Origin of the sequence: Desulfosediminicola ganghwensis (assembly GCF_005116675.2) — a bacterium.
Taxonomy (GTDB): domain Bacteria; phylum Desulfobacterota; class Desulfobulbia; order Desulfobulbales; family Desulfocapsaceae; genus Desulfopila; species Desulfopila ganghwensis.
This window is the reverse complement of sequence record NZ_CP050699.1, coordinates 1,908,141-1,927,210: the sequence shown is the minus strand read 5'-3', so window position 1 is coordinate 1,927,210 and position 19,070 is coordinate 1,908,141. Positions and strand designations below refer to the sequence as shown.

At 49.8% G+C, this 19,070-nt stretch carries 15 protein-coding genes and 1 tRNA gene; 12 read left to right on the top strand and 4 right to left on the bottom strand.

Features of this window, described 5'->3' with window-relative positions:
- The first annotated feature begins 129 nt into the window (after window positions 1-129).
- A complete protein-coding gene (locus FCL45_RS08130; RefSeq protein ID WP_136799880.1) occupies window positions 130-468 on the top strand; it encodes a TetR/AcrR family transcriptional regulator in 339 nt (112 codons plus the stop codon).
- A gap of 213 nt (window positions 469-681) precedes the next feature.
- Window positions 682-758 (top strand) — tRNA-Met (locus FCL45_RS08125).
- Window positions 759-833: 75 nt separating this feature from the next.
- Here the strand turns inward: FCL45_RS08125 and FCL45_RS08120 are convergent.
- The 3 genes from FCL45_RS08120 to FCL45_RS08110 are packed head-to-tail and all read right to left on the bottom strand — an operon-like array spanning window position 834 to window position 4,378.
- On the bottom strand, window positions 834-2,285 hold the full coding sequence (locus FCL45_RS08120; RefSeq protein ID WP_136799879.1) for a coiled-coil domain-containing protein: 1,452 nt from the start codon (window positions 2,283-2,285) through the stop codon (window positions 834-836).
- Between the two features lie 9 nt (window positions 2,286-2,294).
- Entirely contained in the window at window positions 2,295-3,200 is a 906-nt protein-coding gene (locus FCL45_RS08115) for a DUF6384 family protein (RefSeq protein WP_136799878.1), read from the bottom strand.
- Window positions 3,197-4,378 carry a cell surface protein gene (locus FCL45_RS08110; protein WP_136799877.1) on the bottom strand — a complete coding sequence of 394 codons (1,182 nt, stop codon included), beginning with the start codon at window positions 4,376-4,378 and terminating at the stop codon, window positions 3,197-3,199. The genes FCL45_RS08115 and FCL45_RS08110 overlap by 4 nt, the downstream gene beginning before the upstream one ends.
- A 362-nt stretch (window positions 4,379-4,740) precedes the next feature.
- Between FCL45_RS08110 and FCL45_RS08105 the strand changes: the two genes are divergently transcribed.
- Together FCL45_RS08105 and FCL45_RS08100 are read left to right on the top strand one after the other, a co-directional pair.
- Complete coding sequence (locus FCL45_RS08105; protein WP_136799876.1) at window positions 4,741-6,582, top strand: sulfatase-like hydrolase/transferase; 1,842 nt, start codon at window positions 4,741-4,743, stop codon at window positions 6,580-6,582.
- Window positions 6,583-6,822: 240 nt separating this feature from the next.
- Complete coding sequence (locus FCL45_RS08100) at window positions 6,823-7,983, top strand: ABC transporter substrate-binding protein (RefSeq protein ID WP_136799875.1); 1,161 nt, start codon at window positions 6,823-6,825, stop codon at window positions 7,981-7,983.
- A 128-nt stretch (window positions 7,984-8,111) separates the two neighbouring features.
- Here FCL45_RS08100 and FCL45_RS08095 read toward each other — a convergent pair whose 3' ends face one another.
- Complete coding sequence (locus tag FCL45_RS08095) at window positions 8,112-9,401, bottom strand: alginate export family protein (RefSeq protein ID WP_136799874.1); 1,290 nt, start codon at window positions 9,399-9,401, stop codon at window positions 8,112-8,114.
- Window positions 9,402-10,183: 782 nt separating this feature from the next.
- Here FCL45_RS08095 and FCL45_RS08090 point away from each other — a divergent pair.
- The 8 genes from FCL45_RS08090 (at window position 10,184) to FCL45_RS08055 (ending at window position 19,062) form a co-directional block, all read left to right on the top strand.
- The gene (locus tag FCL45_RS08090; protein WP_217907694.1) at window positions 10,184-10,891 is read left to right on the top strand and encodes a tellurite resistance TerB family protein; all 708 of its coding nucleotides are present in this window, start codon (window positions 10,184-10,186) and stop codon (window positions 10,889-10,891) included.
- A 68-nt stretch (window positions 10,892-10,959) separates the two neighbouring features.
- Window positions 10,960-11,394, top strand: coding sequence for a peptidoglycan-binding protein LysM (gene lysM / locus FCL45_RS08085; RefSeq protein ID WP_136799873.1), 435 nt, complete (start codon window positions 10,960-10,962; stop codon window positions 11,392-11,394).
- Between the two features lie 169 nt (window positions 11,395-11,563).
- Entirely contained in the window at window positions 11,564-12,052 is a 489-nt protein-coding gene (locus FCL45_RS08080) for a hypothetical protein (protein WP_136799872.1), read from the top strand.
- A gap of 857 nt (window positions 12,053-12,909) precedes the next feature.
- Window positions 12,910-14,013, top strand: coding sequence for an OmpA family protein (locus FCL45_RS08075; RefSeq protein ID WP_136799871.1), 1,104 nt, complete (start codon window positions 12,910-12,912; stop codon window positions 14,011-14,013).
- A 343-nt stretch (window positions 14,014-14,356) separates the two neighbouring features.
- Window positions 14,357-14,752, top strand: a complete 396-nt coding sequence (locus tag FCL45_RS08070) for a DUF6165 family protein (RefSeq protein ID WP_136799870.1) — start codon at window positions 14,357-14,359, stop codon at window positions 14,750-14,752.
- Complete coding sequence (locus FCL45_RS08065) at window positions 14,745-15,587, top strand: glycosyltransferase family 9 protein (RefSeq protein ID WP_136799869.1); 843 nt, start codon at window positions 14,745-14,747, stop codon at window positions 15,585-15,587. Before FCL45_RS08070 ends, FCL45_RS08065 begins: the two co-directional genes overlap by 8 nt.
- A 79-nt stretch (window positions 15,588-15,666) precedes the next feature.
- Window positions 15,667-17,121 (top strand): IS4 family transposase, encoded by a 1,455-nt coding sequence (locus FCL45_RS08060; RefSeq protein ID WP_217907577.1) that lies wholly within the window; start codon window positions 15,667-15,669, stop codon window positions 17,119-17,121.
- Between the two features lie 486 nt (window positions 17,122-17,607).
- Window positions 17,608-19,062, top strand: a complete 1,455-nt coding sequence (locus FCL45_RS08055) for an MBOAT family O-acyltransferase (RefSeq protein ID WP_136799974.1) — start codon at window positions 17,608-17,610, stop codon at window positions 19,060-19,062.
- The last annotated feature ends 8 nt before the right edge of the window (window positions 19,063-19,070 follow it).

Genomic DNA, 19,070 nt, shown 5'->3' with positions numbered 1-19,070 from the left:
GAAGCCGAGCACAGTTTCATAGGCTATTTTCCTATTAGAAGGGCATCTATTCCTACCATAAATTTTGCAAAACCAAAGTCAGCCATAATATGCGAGTCAGTCGCATATTTATTGCAAGAACAGGGAAAAGTGCCGAGCATACGCAAGGTCGCAATGACTCTTGGCGTCGACCCCATGGCAATCTATTACTACTTCCCAAACAAATCCGCCCTGCTCAATGCCGTAACAGCTGAGTTGATGCAATCGATATATATGCCGTGCGGCCAGAAATCATGGCAGGAAGAATGTCTTCTCCTCTGCAAAAGCTACCTCAATTTCCTATATGCCCATAGCGGAATACTGGAAACAATGCTGGCCATGACAGATGATGGCCCAGCCCAGGTCTTCACCAAGAGGTTTATGAAGATCATCACCCCCATTGCAACTCTCCCCGCCCCTTCCCGACAACTCGCTGTGCCTGCTCGCTGATTATCTCCATGGTTTTGCTCTTGCCCTGCACTGTAATGACAAGGCAGCATCACTTGCCGTAGATCAGTACAAAGGGCCACTGAAATTTTATATCCTCGCCCATGAACAATAGGCTTCTGTTCTGGCTTCGAAAAAGGAAAAGCACAATAAAAGTATCTTTCTCGCCATAACGCTTGACAGGAAATCTAATGAGTGTATAGTGCACCCTTCCAACGCGGGGTGGAGCAGTCTGGTAGCTCGTCGGGCTCATAACCCGAAGGTCGTAGGTTCAAATCCTGCCCCCGCTACCAAAATGATAAAAAGGGTTGTCTCCATCAGGAGGCAACCCTTTTTTATTTTCTCGTTACTTTCTTGAAAAGTGCAGGCTAAAACCCGCCACCGGTACGGAATCCACCTGCTGATGGTCGGGGCCTCACTGCCCGTCTACCTCTGCCGGAATTGGGAAAGCGCATACCGCCCCCCGGCATACCACAGCCCCCACCCCAGACCGTACCGCGACCAAACCCCCCTGAACCAAAGCGTGGGTTGGCCTGCCTCTTCTGGTACCGTCGCTGCTGCTCAAGAATTCTCCAGAAAGAATCGCGACTGGCCATACCGCGAAGAAACTCATTCAAAGCCAGCCCAATCACCTCGCTACTCGCAAAACCGGAACCAGCACTATCATAACGCTGCCGTTTGAATTCACGTCTCACCTGTTCCAGCTCAGCCAGCCTTGACTCATGTCTCTTTCGCAGCTCTTTCATCTCGACTATGGTGTCCGACAGCTCGTCCCTATCTCGATCCCTTTGCAATAGTCTGGCCACGACTTCATCATCTTCCGGATAAGGTGTCGAAAGAGCTGCCAGATGCAAATGCCCCAGCTCCTTGGCCCGCAATTCGCCACTCATATACTCAACTGCATTGCGATACTGCTCATCGTCTCCGGAGGCAAACTCAGCCTTGCGCTGCTCCAGCTGCTCCCTCCGCTGCAGGATGCTCTCACTCTCTTTGTCTATATCTTCCAGAATTTTACGCCCTTTCTCTAATTCGTCATCCAATACCGTTATGCCATCTTCCTCACGTGCTTTTTTATCCATATCGTGGAGTATCTCATACTCTTTTTCAGCCACGTCACGTAAGGTATCTGCATGATTGCGCAGGCGACCGGGGATCTCCTGAAGCCGAAAGTAGTTGGCTCTTGCCTCACTGTAGCCAATCAAACGGGCGACCCAGCCATCGAGTGCCCGGACAATCCTGCCGGCCTTGTAGTCAGCCATGCCATACCCTTTTTGCCAAAGATACATGAACAGTTGGTCATCACGGTACGGCTGCCCCTTGCTTTCCAACTCCTCTTCGCTCTGGCTTGCCTTGGTCTCGGCGTGAACAGCAATACGCTCTGCTTCGATGGCCTGTGAATGCTGCTTCGCATAGTCCGGGTCGGTGTGCAATCTTGCCTGGGTCTTTTTTTCAGCCTGATCTATTTTCTCTGCAAGTGTATCAACGGCCGCTTCCTGCATCTCGCGTTCTCCAGTTTTCTGGAGCAGCTGGTCGGCAACAGCCGCAAGCGCCGTGTCTATCTCAGCAATTACCAGCTCACGCTTTTCAAGAACACCGGCTACTAACTGTTCGGCTCTGTCCAGCTTGCTGTCCACCAGCTCCCTGTTGATCAAATCCACGCGCAACCGTGCAAGCTGCCGGTAGTCTTCCAGGTCCTCTTGTTCAAGCTTGAGTTTTTTTTCCGTCAATTCTGAATTCTGTCGATCAAGCCTCAGGGCATTGTCCCGCTCGCTTACCAATGCCTTTTCAATCGACGCCAATGTCTCTCGCCCACTGATCATAGGGTTTCCCTACCATGAAGTTATGGCTGCACCTGTCGTCTTCATCCTGTACTCAGGTTCAAGATAGCCGCGCCGTTTGACGCCGAACACGTTGTCCTGGATAATGCCATCGTCCAGCTTATCCCGGGCAACATAATCAAACACCTCCTTATCAACCCTCACCCCCCAGGTCGTCACCGTCTCGGTTCGACCGGTTTCCTCACTCTGCACCGCCACCGGCACCGGCGAACCGTCTGGCCCGATGGCTTCGACCAGGATGTAGTAATTAAGGGCCGACGTGTTCGCATCCGGCACGCGCCATACCCCCGTTTTCTCGCCCGGTTTATTCACTATCTGTAGGGTATAGATGCTCTGGAGGCGGCTGTTCATCACGTCCATGGACTCAACCAGTTGTTCGGCTCGCTGCTTGTCCCCTGCTTCCAGGGCGGTTTTCGCGCTCTGGTACAGTTCCTCAGCCTTCCTCCGCCCCTCCTTCTCGTCAACTTTTGCCGACTGTTTGATGTCTTTATAGACGGAATCCAGCTTGGTTGGCAGTCCCATACCAGGAGCGACGACCAGATAGTAGTAACAAGCCAGTATCACGCCCACCACAGTAAGGGCACCAAGAACAGCTTTTCCCCACCTGTGCCGGTTTACGTATAGTGTTGCCAGCTTGGTCTGGAAACTCTTTGTCGGAGGCTGATAGCTGAATCGGTCATCGCGAAGGGCCTTGACTCCCTCATCGAGGGCCTCGTCCGAGACTTCAATTCCCTGGGCCTTATAGATCTTTCGAAGTCTCTGCTTCAGTTCCTCATCACGAACATCAGCATTCAGCTCCCGCTCGATGAGACGAGAGCGGTAACGAAGGGTGTCGACAACGTCCATTGCCAGCATCACCTCGTCAAGGGGTTCAGATACAGTCTGCTGCTCACTCATGGCGCAGCTGCAGGAACGACCAGCCCCTTGCCCTCCTCGGCAAGCTGTGCCATTCTGCGCTTACCATCCTCCACAGCCTCTCGTATCTCGTTCGCATTTTCCGTACTTTTCTTGCGCATCTCTTCAATGATAGACTGGCTCTTCACCTGGAAATTCACCACAGAGTCAACGAGTTTCTTCACTGCATCCGCCCGGATGGTCGGCCCATAGCCTGTCTTGATTGCAGCCTCCTGAATCTCGCCTCCCACATCAGCAAGCACCTCAAGAGATTGGCTTACCCCCTCCTTCATCGCCTCAACCGTGCGCGTACTCTCGCTCAGACCGAACATGCCGGTAAAGCTTGCAGTAAGGGCCGTAAGAACGGTTTCATTGGTACTAAAGAAGGTTACTGCCTGGGAGTAGAGCCGCTCCTTGGCATGGTTGGTCTGGTGCAGTCTGGCCATGATCACCTCCGAGGTGTTGTAGCTTACTGTCAGGTTATCGGAGAGGTCCTTGGCGAGTTGATACCGTTTGTCCACATCCTGCAGGCTCCTCATCTTCTCATCCCTGGTCATTTCCAATCTGGCCTGCTCTGCGGCATCCCCTCCATCATAGGCGACAACCGCACCCATGGCTTTGTCAACCTCCTCTTTAGCCGCCTGCAGCAACCCTTCCGCCTTATTGAGTATCTCCAGCGCCATTATCTCGCTCTGCTTGACTGCCACCCGAAAATCCTGATAGGCATTGAGTATGAGGTGTTCGCGCTGTATCTGCTCATTGGTTGATTCCGATACGCTCAGGTACACATCCTTGATCTTGTCAAATCGCGTGGCGATATCGCCCCTGGTCGCCTTCATCCAGATATTGTTGACGCGTTCAAAGGTTGAAACCTTACCGTCTGCCAGTTGGTCCACCATGTTTTTGGCATCGTCTCTGATGGAGTTAAACGATTCAGTTATTTCTTCGTAACGATCGCCTATTTCCATGGCCTGCACCTGCTCTCTGACAATTTCATTGAAAACAGAAGCCTGGCTCAATGTCCGTGTAATGGCGATAACCCTTTCCTCGTCGATGGTGGCTATCTGGTTGAGCAGTGCCACCATTGGGTCGTCCCTGGTTGACGGTTCTTCGGGCAACAGCCCCATATCGCGGACGGTACTCATAGCCTTATCCAGATATTGCATCGGTGTTACATTCATGATTTTTCCCCTCTATTTGTAGATGGCTGATCAGAATCTTCTCGGGTGCAGGAACTCCAGCGACGTGGTTTGCATCGCTTGCTGTAGGGAGAAAAGAGATACCTAATCCTAACCCCCGGATAAACCCTATTTCAACTCCAATTATTCGGACGAAGAGTGCAGAAACGCTAATGCTTTAACTTCACTGAAAAGAAGAGGTATCCCAAAATCCAAAAAGAACGGCAAAGGGAGGGGAGCTGGTTTGCAGAACTCCGGGAATTGATAAGAGCAGCTTGAACACCTGACAAACATGCGAACCTAAATCATGCCAGCAGATTTCTTCAGGCTCGCAAGTTGCCTCCTAACGAAGCGAGGTTATCGTTATGAATATCATGTCCTCTAGCTCACTGCTGGCAAGAGCAGAGGCGGAAGTACTTCGCACCTTTCAATTGATGAATCAGCATTCACTTACGGGCAATTTCGCCCAACCCATCCTGGAGGAGAAGACCATGCGTAAACTGGATCGAGCATTCGCCCCCTGCCTTATGGCTGTGGTGCTTTTACTTGCCGGCAGTGGTTTTGCGGCCACCCCGCCGGAAGGAATTATCCACGACGCTGAGCATTATATCCTTGAGGCCCAGCACGGTGAGAAGTGGGCCACAGAAGATACCGAACTCGATGAACGGCTTGCGGAACTCAGGAAAAAATTTGGAACCCCCCCCAACATCATCCACATCATGTGGGACGACACCGCCCTGGGAGAAGTTGGCATCCCGGAAATACAGGCAGTACGTGGCTTTGAGACACCAAACATGAACAGGATGGCCGAAGAGGGTATCAATTTCATGCGCATGTACACAGAACCGGCCTGTACTCCCACCCGCGCCGCCTTCCAGACTGGCCGCTACGCCGTTCGTAGCGGTATGCACACGGTCTCCTTTCCCGTAGAATACTCGGGAATGGATGCTGAAGAAGTCACAATTGCCGAAGTATTGGGCCAGGCCGGTTACGCGACCGCCTTTTACGGAAAATGGCACCTTGGCGACACCGAATTCAGCTATGCTCATAACCAGGGATACGACGAGGCCTTTTTCACGCCGTACAACCAGGTTCCGAGCATGTGGGTGAAAGAAGCTGAATCGGCCAATGTCATTACCGGGCTTTACCCGGAAATGTACGCAACAGATAAGTATGACATTGATAACTCCTGGCAGCCCCGTGGCTCGGTATGGACTCTGGAAGGTACCAAGGGTGGCAAGACCAATGAATGGGGTCCCCCTCCTAAAGTGACCAATTACTGGGATATCGAGACAGAGGCACAGAAGAGAACCCTGGCCTTTATTGATAAGAGTGTTGCCGCCAACAAGCCGTTCTTCATTGCCTATCAGCCGATACTGCTCTCCTTTATCCCGGACCCGAGAGATCCGGTCAAGAAAACCGCCAACAAGAACGGTCTCGCTGAGGGGTTGGTAAAAATCGATGCATTCGTTGGAAAACTCTATAAGCATCTGGAAGAAAAAGGTATCGCTGAAAACACCCTGGTCATGGTCATGGCCGATAACGGTCCGTTCATTCATTACGGTCCGCGCGGTATGGTGGAAACCCTCTATTCGGGCGGTAAAGGCGATTTTACCGAGGGAGGTGTCAGGGTTCCCTGCCTTGCCACCTGGCCCGGGACAATAGAGCCGCAGCAGATCGTTGGCGATATCCTGCATGTCTCGGACCTGTTCACCACCTTTGCCCGGATAGGCGGAGCGATGGAGTTCATCCCCACGGAACGGGTCATCGACGGTGTCGATCAGACTTCTCTGTTTCTCAACGGCGACGGCTTTAGCCGACGCGATTACGTTATGATCTACCAGGGTCCCAATCTGGCGGCCGGGGTCAAAGGCCGCTTCAAACGAGACTGGAAAAATGCCACTCCAGGCCTGTCAAAGAACGAGTTTTATGATCTATATACCGACCCGAGAGAGCGAACAGGGGAGATGATCGAGCAGTTCCATGTCAAGAGCATGTTCAACCGTCAGCGCCAGCGCCATGAGTTATGGATAGAGAAATACCCCAACCGGCCAGATGCAACCCCTGGTCCGGCCTTGACAGGTATAGAAAATGAACGCCCCGAAACCAGGCAGATCTATACCATACCGGTTGATGTTGAAAAGCTTCCCTTCGATCCTGAAGAGGTCAGCGGACAGCCCCTGCCCTTCTCGACGAGTGATCTGTAACCCCAGCTGTTCTCCAACGGAGTCATCCTGGAAGCAGTCACAATTGCGCGCAGACCTATCCTCTCCCAGCTACTTCATGAGAGAGGATAGATCTGCTGGCAGTAGCCAAGCCAGCCGGTCGGCGGACGGCTATGATGTTTTGCTGAAGTACGGAGGGGTGCTGCCCCGATAGAGGTACAGGTAGCACGTCCATTCTCAACTGGTGCCCATCGCCCCCACCTCTGCACAGTGGAAAAGAGAATGAAACATAACAGAGGAAATTCAACCTGTAGTCTCGATCTCTCCCGCCGACGCTTACTGAAGGCGACAGTGATCACCGCGGGCACGGCCACAGCGCTGGCTCTTCTTGGCGGTAAGCCATCGCCATCATTTGGTGGCACGAAAAAGGGGGACGGCGAGACTCGCCTGCTTATAGGCGGCTACAAATTCGACAGGACAGCAGCGCTGGTCGATGGCAGTATAGAGATTGCCGGATATAATGTTCAATTTGAAGAATCGGGGATTGGCGACCTCAATACCCACGTATTCAGCGGGCCCCAGACACTTGACGTTACCGAAATTGGCCTGCATCCATACATGCTGGCATTTGCCAATGAGGGTTTCCGGCAGTACGCTCTGCTGCCTGTCTTTCCACTGAGGACATTCAGACACAAGAGTGTATTCATCCGCAACGACCGCGGGATAGCAAAACCACAGGATCTACGGGGCAAGAGAGTCGCCACCGCAGGCTATTCCTCCACCTCCCTGACTTGGATCAGGGGGATCTTCAAGGATGAATATGGGGTAGCCCCCGATGAAATAGAGTGGGTCATTTCCGGAAAAGACTCTTCAGCCAAGGAAGCGGGAAAGATCTCCAGACAGGAAAATATCCTTCCCGAGGGCGTTGCCATCAGCATGGGACCGGAAGGCAGGGATGAGTCGGATCTGCTCGAATCCGGGGAGGTTGATGCCTGCTTTCACGCCGCCGAGCCACGGGCCTACCGTCAGGGCCACCCGAACATCCGTCGCCTTTTCCCAGACTACAGGTCGGTGGAGCAAAGGTACTTCGCCAAGACCGGCATTTTTCCTATCATGCACGCTGTGGCAATTAAGAGGACTCTGGTGGAAAGCAACCCGGAGATTATCAGGGCTGTGTTTGCTGCCTATTCACAGGCCAAGCACGTCGCCTATGACTACCTTGCCAAACTTGCGCCCTTGATGGACTCCCTGCCCTGGATTGGTCAGGAGTTCGAGGAGACAAAAAAGCTGATGGGGGATAATTTTTATTCTTATGGGATCACGCCCAATCGCAAACCTCTTGAAACCCTCTTTCGTTACTCCCATGAACAAGGGCTGTGCAGCAGAAATCTACAAATTGAGGAAATCTTTGCACCAGGCAGCATTGAATTGACAGAATCATAACCCACCTGATCCCGGCAGAGGTGACGGAGACAATCCCGACGCCACCTCTGCCGAAGGAGAACGCATCTGAATCTATCAAGCTGGCCGGATTCATCCTGTTCAAGCAGCAATCGGAGTGCACCCGTTCTTTAGTAGGCCACGGTGAACTGAATCCAGAATTTCTCGACATCGGCTTTGAACTCATCGGCATCATAGTTTGCATATTTAGCCAGCAAGGTATAGTTCTTACCGAATTTCTTGGTCAGCATCGCATCAAATTCGCTCCCGTAGTCACTGCTGCCGGCATCGGACTCGAAATCGTGGTAGATCAGATCGACCTTGATGCCGGCGATGGTCGCTCCCAGCATGCCATAAAAATCCTGCAGGCCTTCCGGCGGCACAGTCAGGAACTGGTCCGCCCAGCCGTTGAAGCCGTGATTGGTGCCTAGGGGAGTCTTGAGGGAAACGCCACTGTCGGAGCCCAGGAGTTCATAGCCGATCTTGCCGCTGATATTGGTCAGGAACGAATCGCTGTTTGGAGCAGACAGGCCACCGATGAAGTGGAAATAGTCGGCAGAGTAGTCTTCCGGATTGTCCTGGTAATCGCTCTGATAGGCATATTCGGCTGTATAGAGCAGAGCCAGTGACTCTTCCCTCACCGCTCTGCTGCCGTTGAAACGCAGGCCGTAAGTCTGGGTGGAAAAGGCGTATTCAAATGGGCCTGAGTCATCGGGATCATCGTAGTCCAGCAAGTACCCGTACCCGGTGAGGGTTCCAATATCTTCAAATACATAGGCCAGGTTCAGGAGGGGCGACAACATATTCACGTCTTTGCTGGCAATTGTACGGACATTCCAAACAAAACTGGCATTGGCCGAAAAATTTTCGAGCGAAGTGCTGAGCAGATTGACCGCATCAAAGGTCTGCTCCATCTGCCTCCAGCCGACGGCGCCAATGAAACGCTGGTTATCGAGGTTTATTCTCTGGCGTCCCCCCTTGATAACCGTGTCAGGTATGGCCGTGAGGGCGAGCCAGCCCTGGTTGAGTTCTCCCTCAGACGGATCGGCGATTACAGCGTACTCAGTTTTACCGTTGGTCGTGTCATTGTAATCATCCTCAAATACCGGGGTATTGCCTTCAAACTCGGCGAAGGCCTGTAAACTGTACCACACCGGCGTAAGATAGCCGAGACGCAGGCGAATTGGATCGCCACTTGTTGACTGGATGCCATCCTGTTCAACATGCTCAAAACGATACCGCAGGTCGAACGTGACCTGGCCCCAGTCACCTTTTAAGGCATCCTGAATTGATTCGCTGCTGATAGGTCCTGCAGCAGAAGCGGTTTCCATGGCAATGAGTAAAGCCAACAGTGTTCCCCAACACACTATCCTTGCCATGGACCTTGAGCCCTCAGCACCTCTGGTTGGACATTTCTTCATCTCTTCTCCCCCAACTGTGAATTGAACAAGCCTACCTGCTTCCTCCTTTCCTGCCAGACAAGGAAAAACATCAACACTGCATCACATCAACAATGCCGGTCCACTCCCACCGGAAAACAGAAAACACAAGCCCCTGGTCGCCAGTTTTTTTCTTCTCTATTCTGTTGCTGCATAAATTGACATAGTCTGAACCCCTTAGGCCTATCACTTATCTTACCCCTGTTCAGTGCTGCCAAACCAATCTTTTTTTGCCAGATTGACACCCGGCCAGTTAATAAATATTTTTTTCGCAGCGGGCTGAACGCCCTTTCTTTTCTAATACATTCTGCATAGGCAGGTGTCTCCTGACCATGAAGTCAATTTCCTGTGATACAGCAGAATATCAACATATTGCATGACGTATGGCAATTCCAGTCAAGGGAACCGTGCCAACAGCAATCAGTATAGACGTTACCGGATCTGCCTCAAGCGGTAACAGCGTCGGTCACAAGAAGAGCTTTTCCATAACTTCACTTTCGACAGAGATATTGAGCCTAAATGCATCACTGACAACATTGCACTATGACCAAACCAGCAACGCAGAGAGATCTGAAAGATACGAGAGCAAACAGCAGATAAGCTGTGATGGATACTGATTATGCTTGCCGGGATTGGCTTCGAATAAAGCGTAATTCAGACAGACAAGGTGCTACCCGCACACAAGGGAGGCAGACATGGCTGGTTTTATGGATATCCTTGGATCAATGCTACAACAAGGAATGTCAACATCAAGCGGTTCCCGCATGTCAAACGGATTAGGTGCAGGAACATCAGGAGGATCCCTGAACGATATCATGAATGGCCTAAACCAGATGCTCGGTGGCACCCAGACCAGACAGTATCCACAGACTGGAGGAGGCGGTGGGCTGGGTGACATACTCAGCAGTCTTGCCAACAACAAGGCAGCTCTTGGCGGTTTGGGCGCCCTGGCCGGGGCACTGCTTGGGGGAGGGAAAAGTTCTGCCAAGGGCGCGGTAGGAGGAGGTGGGCTGGCGATGCTGGCATCTCTTGCCATGTCAGCTCTGCAAAAATCCGGACAATCTCCGCAAGAGACTCCCCGTGCCTTACTGGAAGCTCAAACCACCGGGGAACAGTCCGCCCTTGAGCAGGAAGCGGAGATTATTGTCAAGGCCATGATTAACGCAGCCAAGGCCGATGGCGAGATTGATGAGGCTGAAATTCAGAGAATCCTCGGCAAACTCGCCCAGGACGGCTTAACCGAAGAGGAAAGGGAGCTCTTTGTGCAAGAGGCTCGAAAACCGATGAATATTACTGAGGTTGTCGCTTCCGCTGATGGTCAACCTCAAATGGCAGCACAGATATATGCGGCATCCCTTCTTGCCATTGAAGTGGATACACCGGCCGAAGAGCGATACATGCAGCAGTTGGCAGCAGGATTGGGTTTAGGACAACAGGTTACAGCCCATATTGAAAATTCACTTGGGATGTAGCGGTGTCAACAAACTAAAATGATTAGCCCGCAAAACATAACTTCAGAAAATGCGGCAAAGGAGGAGCTATGGGACTGTTATCTTTTGCAAAAAACATTGGAAGCAAACTCTTTTCCAAACCTGAGGAAGCACCGGCTAAAATATCATCACACATCGAAGAGGACAATCCGGGTATCAGTAATCTGGAGGTAGGATTTGATAATGGAGTTGTCACGCTAAAGGGTACCCCCTCTTCCCAGGAAGCCCTTGAAAAAGCAGTGTTGATGGCTGGCAATGTCGAGGGTGTGAGCGAGGTTCATTATGAAGAGGTCAAAGGACCAGATCCCGCAGTTAAGGTTGAATATTACGAGATTGTTTCCGGCGATACGCTTTCCGGCATTGCCAAAAAGCACTATGGCGACGCCTCAAAATATATGCAGATTTTTGAGGCAAATCGGGAAGTGATCAAAGACCCGGATAAAATTTATGTTGGCCAGAAAATACGCATACCTCTTGTGTCCTGATAACCGCCGGACCAGATGATTCAGTCGCCTGATCTGCGACCAGGAGTCTGCCGGAGGCGAGCCATTTTGCCTCAGATCAAGCACGCGAGCATGGCCAGATTCCACCCGAAAGGGCTCAGTCCGACAGACTACTGGCCGCCCCAGCTAATTGACTTCTTGAGGTACGCATATGACAACAAAAAGCATGTTCTCAGATCAAGAGTGGGCGCAATTACTGCAGGCTCCCTTTGCAGCAGGTATGTACATCATAATTGCCGACCCAAGCTTTGTGATCGGCAGCATGAAAGAAGCATTTGCCCTTTCCTCCGGTATCCTGAAAAAGGCCAAGGACAACAACAGCGAACTCTTATCATCGCTTCTTGTTGACTTGCAACAAACGGAGACGATCAAGCAGGCCCAGATCAAGTTTGAGCAAAAAGATATCGCCGCAATGAAAAAAAAGATAACAGACTCCCTGGACGACGCTACCCGGCTCCTGAATCTGAAGGCAACCCCAGAAGAATGCGAGGAAATAAAAAACTGGTTATACGATCTCAGCGTAAAAACAGCCAATGCAGCAAAAGAAGGTGGTTTTCTTGGCTTTGGGGGAACCAGGGTTACAGAAAATGAAACAATCGCATTACAGGAAATTTCCCGCTGCCTTGGTATAACAGCTTGAAACTATAGCGGACGAAAAAAATGGTGCTTCCGGCAACAGTCACCTGACCAAAAGCTAAAGGATCTCGGCTCCGTTACTCGTTCTGATAGCAGGGGTGCGCCGACAACTTCGTAGACAACCTTTAAAAACGTGTTGCCCCAAACTTGACAGGTTGTCCCATCTCAACTCCTATATTGACACCCTTCCGCTCCAGAATCTGGGATTTTTTCAAAATCCCAGATTCTTCGAATCGTTATCTTCGGGCAAAATGGCCCTGATCACACTTTGGGTGCACTTCACCTCCATGCTATACCACTCCTTAAACAACCCCTGCAAGGATCTGCTTTCATACGTGCCTATAACTTCAAGTATTGTCTCAATGCAGAAAGTGAAGAGATTCATGACCGAAGCTAAGCTGGTGTAAAAAAAAAACAGACATGCTACCGGTCAAAAGCATGCAGGGACTGTCTGCATTAGAGCAGGTCTGGCAACAACGTTCCGCAGCAGCGTAAAACATACTTAAGCTATTGTTTTCAATATTTTTAAAAATTAAAAACAGGTGACTATCTCCCCCTAATTGATTCGCTCCCACTACCTGAAATCACGAGTAATTATCAGCAACTCGCGCCAACTGGTGATGAAACTTGTGGAAAAAATCCTCTTTTTTTACTTATTGCGTTTGCCAACTCTATCTTTTCCTGTAAAATTACCCAGTATTTACAGTAAGTCAGACCCTGACCACTCCTTCTGGTTGAGTAGAAGCACCTCCATGGAAGGGTGTTGAACGGGTCAAATCTTTCTGAGCTTCACGGGGTAATCAGGGGGGCTTGTACATATATGACACCCGTGTAAAACAGCACGCCATCTAGGAGAATAGCATGCGTAATCAAAAATTTACACTCGCCCTACTGGGAATCATCCTGCTCACTGTCTTTTGTGCAAGCGCAAACGCCAATACGGTCAGATGGACCACAGGTGGTAAGCAGGTGTATCTGGTAAGAAAGGCGGATAACTTTATTGTTCTTTACGATAGATCCGGCTCAATGGCGGAAAAGTACGCCGACACCATCATGACCAAGATTCAGGCCGAACGTAAGATTCTCCTGGAAAAAAATGCCACTCTCCCGGACATGGACTGGCAGGCTGGCATCTACTCGTTCACCCCGGATACACAGTTGACTAATCTGGTTGAACATTACCCGATGCAACAGTATGACAAAAAAATGTTCAGCTGGCGCCTGATCAAGATGCCACTTGAACCTGCAGGATCAACCATGCTGCAGCCAGGACTTATGGAACTGGACAAAATTCTGGCGACGCTGACCGGTAAGACAGTAATCTTCCTATTCACCGATGGCCAATACACCTCAAAAGGGACCCTGGCCAGCCCGAAAGCTCTGGCCAGAAAAATAACCTCCAGCCATGACGCCTGTTTCGTGGTCATGGATACCGGCGCCAACGCAGATGAAATTGCAACAATCGACGCGCTCGCTTCCGCATCTGAGTGCTCGTACAAAGTGCCGTTTGAAAACCTGCTCGGAAACCCGGAGTGGATGACCAATGCCCTTTTTGATGTGGTGGAAGTTGAATCAAGTGAAAGCACCGAAATGGACAATCCGTTCGGTGAAGATGCAATCAGGGGATACGTCTGGGACAACACACTGTTTGATTTCGATAAAGCCACAATCAGGCGAGAGTTCCGTGACTCATTGCAGGAAGCTGGCGAGTTCCTGCGAAATAACCCTGATACCCGCATCGTTCTCGAGGGTCATACCGACAATGTCGGTTCCCGCGATTACAACATGAAGCTTTCCCACAAGCGTGCTGCCGCAGTTCGTGACTACCTGATACGTGATGAGGGAATTGACCCTGCCCGCATCACCCTGAGCGGCTTTGGATTCAGTGCCCCTGTTGCTTCCAACGACACCGAGACAGGTCGTGCCCTGAACAGGCGCGTACAGGGAATTATCACCGGTATCTAAGCTCCACAACACGTGCCAACAGGCCACCAGCAACACATGGCCTGTCCGGTTACAGTTAAAAAGCCTTCAGCAATGTCTCAATTGCTGAAGGCTTTCTTTTTTTTGCCGCATAAAGCTCTGCCGGTCTGTCATCCTCAAAAAAACACCAACCGACCCGGATGACCTGCAATATATCCAATTCATTCAGAAAATCTGATCATTCAGGCCTTCGGCCTGCCAGCCCCACCACAACAGCCGTTGTTTTCCCCCTCCTATAGCTTAACTTCTTAGCATTTCCAATATACCCTATCCACTATCTGTATCTTTTTCATATGTGGGCCAGATGCTCCAGGGAGATATATTCATGACTCTACAAATTCCGGTGAGCTGGGGAGAACTTTCAGACAAAATGTCCATTCTGAGAATCAAGATGGAAAAGATCACAGACCAGAGCAAACTGATCAATATAGACCATGAGCTAACACTACTGGAGCAATGTCGAGCCAAAGCGGAGGAATCGGATCAACTTCTGCAGTATGAGCGGGAATTGAAACAGGTTAACCAAAAGCTCTGGGAAATTGAGGACGATATTCGCATCTGTGAAAAGAACGCAGACTTTGGTTTGCAATTCATCGAACTTGCCAGAGCTGTCTACAAGACCAACGACAAAAGAGCTGGTTTAAAATACAAAATCAACATGCTACTCGGCTCTGAAATTATCGAAGAAAAATCCTACGAGGATTATAGCAGAGATGAGTAGTTCTCAGCAGTCCGGCAACAAACCTGGCAACATCCTTATTATCAAACTCGGGTCCCTGGGCGATATAGTTATGGCTGAGGGTGCGATACATGATATACGCCTGCACCATACTGATGCGAAAATTTCTGTAATGACCACCCTGCCATACCAGAAAATGTTCAGCCGCTGCCCATGGGTGAATGACGTTATCATCGATCCGCGAGAGCCACGGTACCGGCTTGACCAAATGATCACCCTGCGAAACAGGCTTAGAAAATACAACTACGATTTCGTCTATGATCTGCAACGGGCTGGCCGCACCAGTTTTTACTACACCTGGGTCTGGGGACGATCAGTCCCCTGGGTCGGCAAAGCCAAAGGCTGCCAATACCACACTGAACGAATTCCTGGTGCCGCGGCTATGGACACCCTCGCCCTGTCCCTGCGAAATGCCGGCGTTCAAACTGCGTATGCGTTGCAGAGTAACGTAGACTGGATGGTCGATGAAGTTGACGGCATACTCAGCAGCTACAACCTCAAGAATCAGGAATACGTGGTACTTATTCCTGGCTGCTCGGCGGGCCACCCACAAAAAAGATGGCCCCATTATGCAGAACTGGCCGATCACCTCATCGCCCTGGGCTTGCGCGTTGTCACAGCCCCTGGTCCCGATGAGGTTGAGCTTTGCCAATCGATCCCAGGTGATATGCTCCTCTATCAAGACAAATTTCTCGACTATTTCAAACTCGCCGGTGTCTTGCAGCAAGCGGCATATATTATCGGCAACGACACTGGACCAACCCACATTGGTGCCCATCTCAGAAAACGGGGTCTGGCCCGAATGGCGCTAGTTTAAGCGTGTTTTATAGGTGAAAAGCAACTGAATATATTGGCAAAAATTGGTATAATTTGCTATGCGAAACCAACACCAAATCATGCCAATGTTGCCCGGTTTTCACCTTCCCAAACGAGGTAGAAAACCTCATAGCCAACAACAAAAATTTGCTCGAAAAATCACTTCCCTCAGACAGAACTCTTTTAAACAGATAGGAGAGATTTTTGGGCAATTCATTCCCACGAAATTGCTCAAACAGGATCCTTCGGGAAAGATGAGCAGACGACGTTTGTTTACCAAGGAAAACACTTTTTGGTCCTTCTTAGGCCAAGTCCTTGATGCAGACGGTGGATGTAGAGAAGCTGTAAAAAAGTTGCAATCATATGCATCTAACCACGGCCTTCGGCTTCCATCATCATCTACCGCTTCATATTGCTGTGCACGTAAGAAATTAGATGAAAATCTGCTTGTTGAGGTGTTTCAACATACTGCTAAATGGTCCGGAGCACGACGTGCATCTCATTCATTAAATGATCGCCAGGTAATTGTTGTTGATGGGACAGGTGTTACAATGGCGGATACAGCAGAAAATCAAGAGCTTTGGCCACAGTCATCGAACCAGAAACCAGGATGCGGCTTCCCCTCAGCACGAATATGCGCATACTTTTCATTGCAAACCGGAACAATGCTCAGCTATGCCATCGGTAATAAAAAGAGTAACGAACTTCCATTGTTCCGTAAGCAGTGGTCCACCTTTGAGGCTGGTGATATCTTTCTTGGTGATAAAGGTTTTTGTAGTTACTTCGATTTAGCCGAGCTGAAAAAACGCTGTGTTGATAGTGTGATAACACTTGCTCGTAGAAAACCAGTCGGTAGGAAAAACTGCATTAAAGAATTCGCTCCTGATGATCTACTGATTGAATGGAAAAAACCAGTATACAGGGAAATGGTGTCGTATTCGCGGAAAACCTGGGAGGACCTTCCCGACAAACTCGTTATGAGACAAATCAAAGTAAAGGTGACTCAATCAGGGTTTAGAACAAAAGAATTTCATATTGTTACCACGCTAATCGATCAAGATCAGTACCTGAAAGACGAAATTGCAGCGTTATACCTTAAGCGTTGGGATGTCGAACTTTTCTTTCGTGATATCAAGACAACGATGGGATTTGATATCCTCCGGTGCCAATCGCCTGAAATGATAAAGAAAGAAATTTTAATGTACTTCATAGCGTACAACTGCATCCGGCGCATAATGTTACAAGCGACACAGCTGGTAGACATTGATATCCGGTCTATCAGTTTCAAAGGAAGTCTACAGGCTATTAGAAGTTGGGAACCACGGTTGGGGTCCTCTAGGTTGAGCACAAATGAAAGACAAAACATGCTCTCAGATTTATCCTTTGTCGTGGCTCGTTGCAAAGTTTTCGACAGGCCTGGACGAAGCGATCCGCGGTGTCTTAAGCGAAGACCAAAACCTTATCAGTTACTCAACAAACCTAGAAGTGAAATGGTCGAAATACAGCATCGGAGCAGATATGAAAAAAAGGCTTAAACTAGCGCCATTCGGGTCTGGCCCTCTTCAGCGACCATGTCCCGCCCGCCCAAACCGGCATTCAACACACACTATTCAATTGGCTGGAGGCAGACTCCCTGGAAGATCTTTCTGTGGAAACGGTCATGAACTCCGTGAAAGCAAATCTGAATCTTTAAGATCTGCAATTCACCTTCAATTTCTGAAAAAACGACCACACTTACACAGCCAATACCTACCGAACTCCAACACTGCCAGCTCCCAGGACAACGTTTTCGTTATACTGCCAAATAGTATCAGCGCATTTGAACGTATTATTGTAATAATTCGCTCAAACCGGAGTACGCCGTCACTCTTTTCAGCTCTGCTACACAGGAGTATTCTCTTTAACAGAAAGGACTTGTGCCAACATCTTCAAAATGTTAGGCTCTAGATTCACTTCCCATCTTACCTGCTCGGGAAAACGGCGCAATCGCCTATAAAATAAGAGAATAAATTACTGAAGACATGGTCTTTAGCACATCGATATTCCTCTTCATTTTTCTGCCTGTTGTGCTTGCCGTCTATATGGTAGCAGGCCCCCGCCTGCGCAATATAACCCTACTTGTATCAAGTTTATTTTTCTATGCCTGGGGCGAGCATATTTTTGTGTTCCTCATGCTCGGCTCGATTGTGGTCAACTGGCTTTTTGGCCTACTTATCGGCGTATTCAGGAATAATGGCAATTCAGGCAGGTTACCGCTCTTTTTTGGTGTAGGTGCAAATCTCGGCCTGCTTGGTCTGTTCAAATATGCCAATTTCTTCATCGCCAACCTCAATCCGCTCCTGCTGAAATTTCAGTTGGCACCCATTGAGCTGGAAGAAGTACACTTGCCGATCGGCATCTCTTTTTTCACATTTCAAGCTATATCGTATCTGGTCGACGTCTATCGGCTTGAAGCGAAGCCCCAGAAAAACCTCATTCAAATTGCGCTTTATATTTCACTCTTTCCACAGCTTATTGCCGGCCCCATCATTCGGTACAAAGACATCGCCGGCCAAATCGCAAACCGCGCTATCAAACTCGACCACCTCGTTAACGGCATCCAGAGGTTCATCATAGGGCTTGCCAAAAAAGTGTTGCTCGCCAATGTACTTGGCCGTACTGCGGATCATATATTTTCCCTTCCTGCCGATGCACTTTCTGCAGATCTTGCCTGGCTCGGAGCTGTCAGTTATATGCTACAAATATATTTTGATTTTTCAGGATACTCAGATATGGCCATAGGTCTTGGCCTGATGTTTGGCTTTCGCTTTGCGGAAAATTTCAATCTGCCATATTCCGCAGTCTCCATTCGCGAATTCTGGCAACGTTGGCATATTTCACTTTCCACCTGGTTCAGGGATTATCTTTATATTCCCCTGGGGGGCAGTAAAAGAGGGGCACTGACAACATATCGCAATCTCGTCATCGTTTTTCTTCTCTGCGGTCTCTGGCATGGAGCCAGCTGGACTTTTATCGCCTGGGGGCTTTACCACGGGGTGTTTTTAGTATTAGAGAGAAATTTTTTCATCTCACTGGTGCTGGGGAGGTTACCCCGGCCTCTGCAACATCTTTACGTGCTGACGGTCGTTCTTTGCGGCTGGGTGCTTTTCAGGGCAGAGTCCCTGCCCCATGCAGGAAACTTTCTGCTGGCAATGATCACCTTTACAACTCCTGCGTATTTCGACTCGCAACTGTACATGTTTCTCAACAATGAGTTTTATCTGGCGCTGACTATCGCTATTGTCGCCTCGACACCGGTTATCTCAAAACTCCGGCACATGCTGACTCAGCTGGAAAACGAGCCGCAGACCGGCAAAACCATCATCCGCTCGATCTCCTCTGTCTGCACTGCCGGCTTTCTAAGCTGCACCTTTCTTTACGCCATCGCTTCCATCATCGGAGGCGATTATAACCCCTTTCTCTATTTCAGGTTCTGACCAGGTGA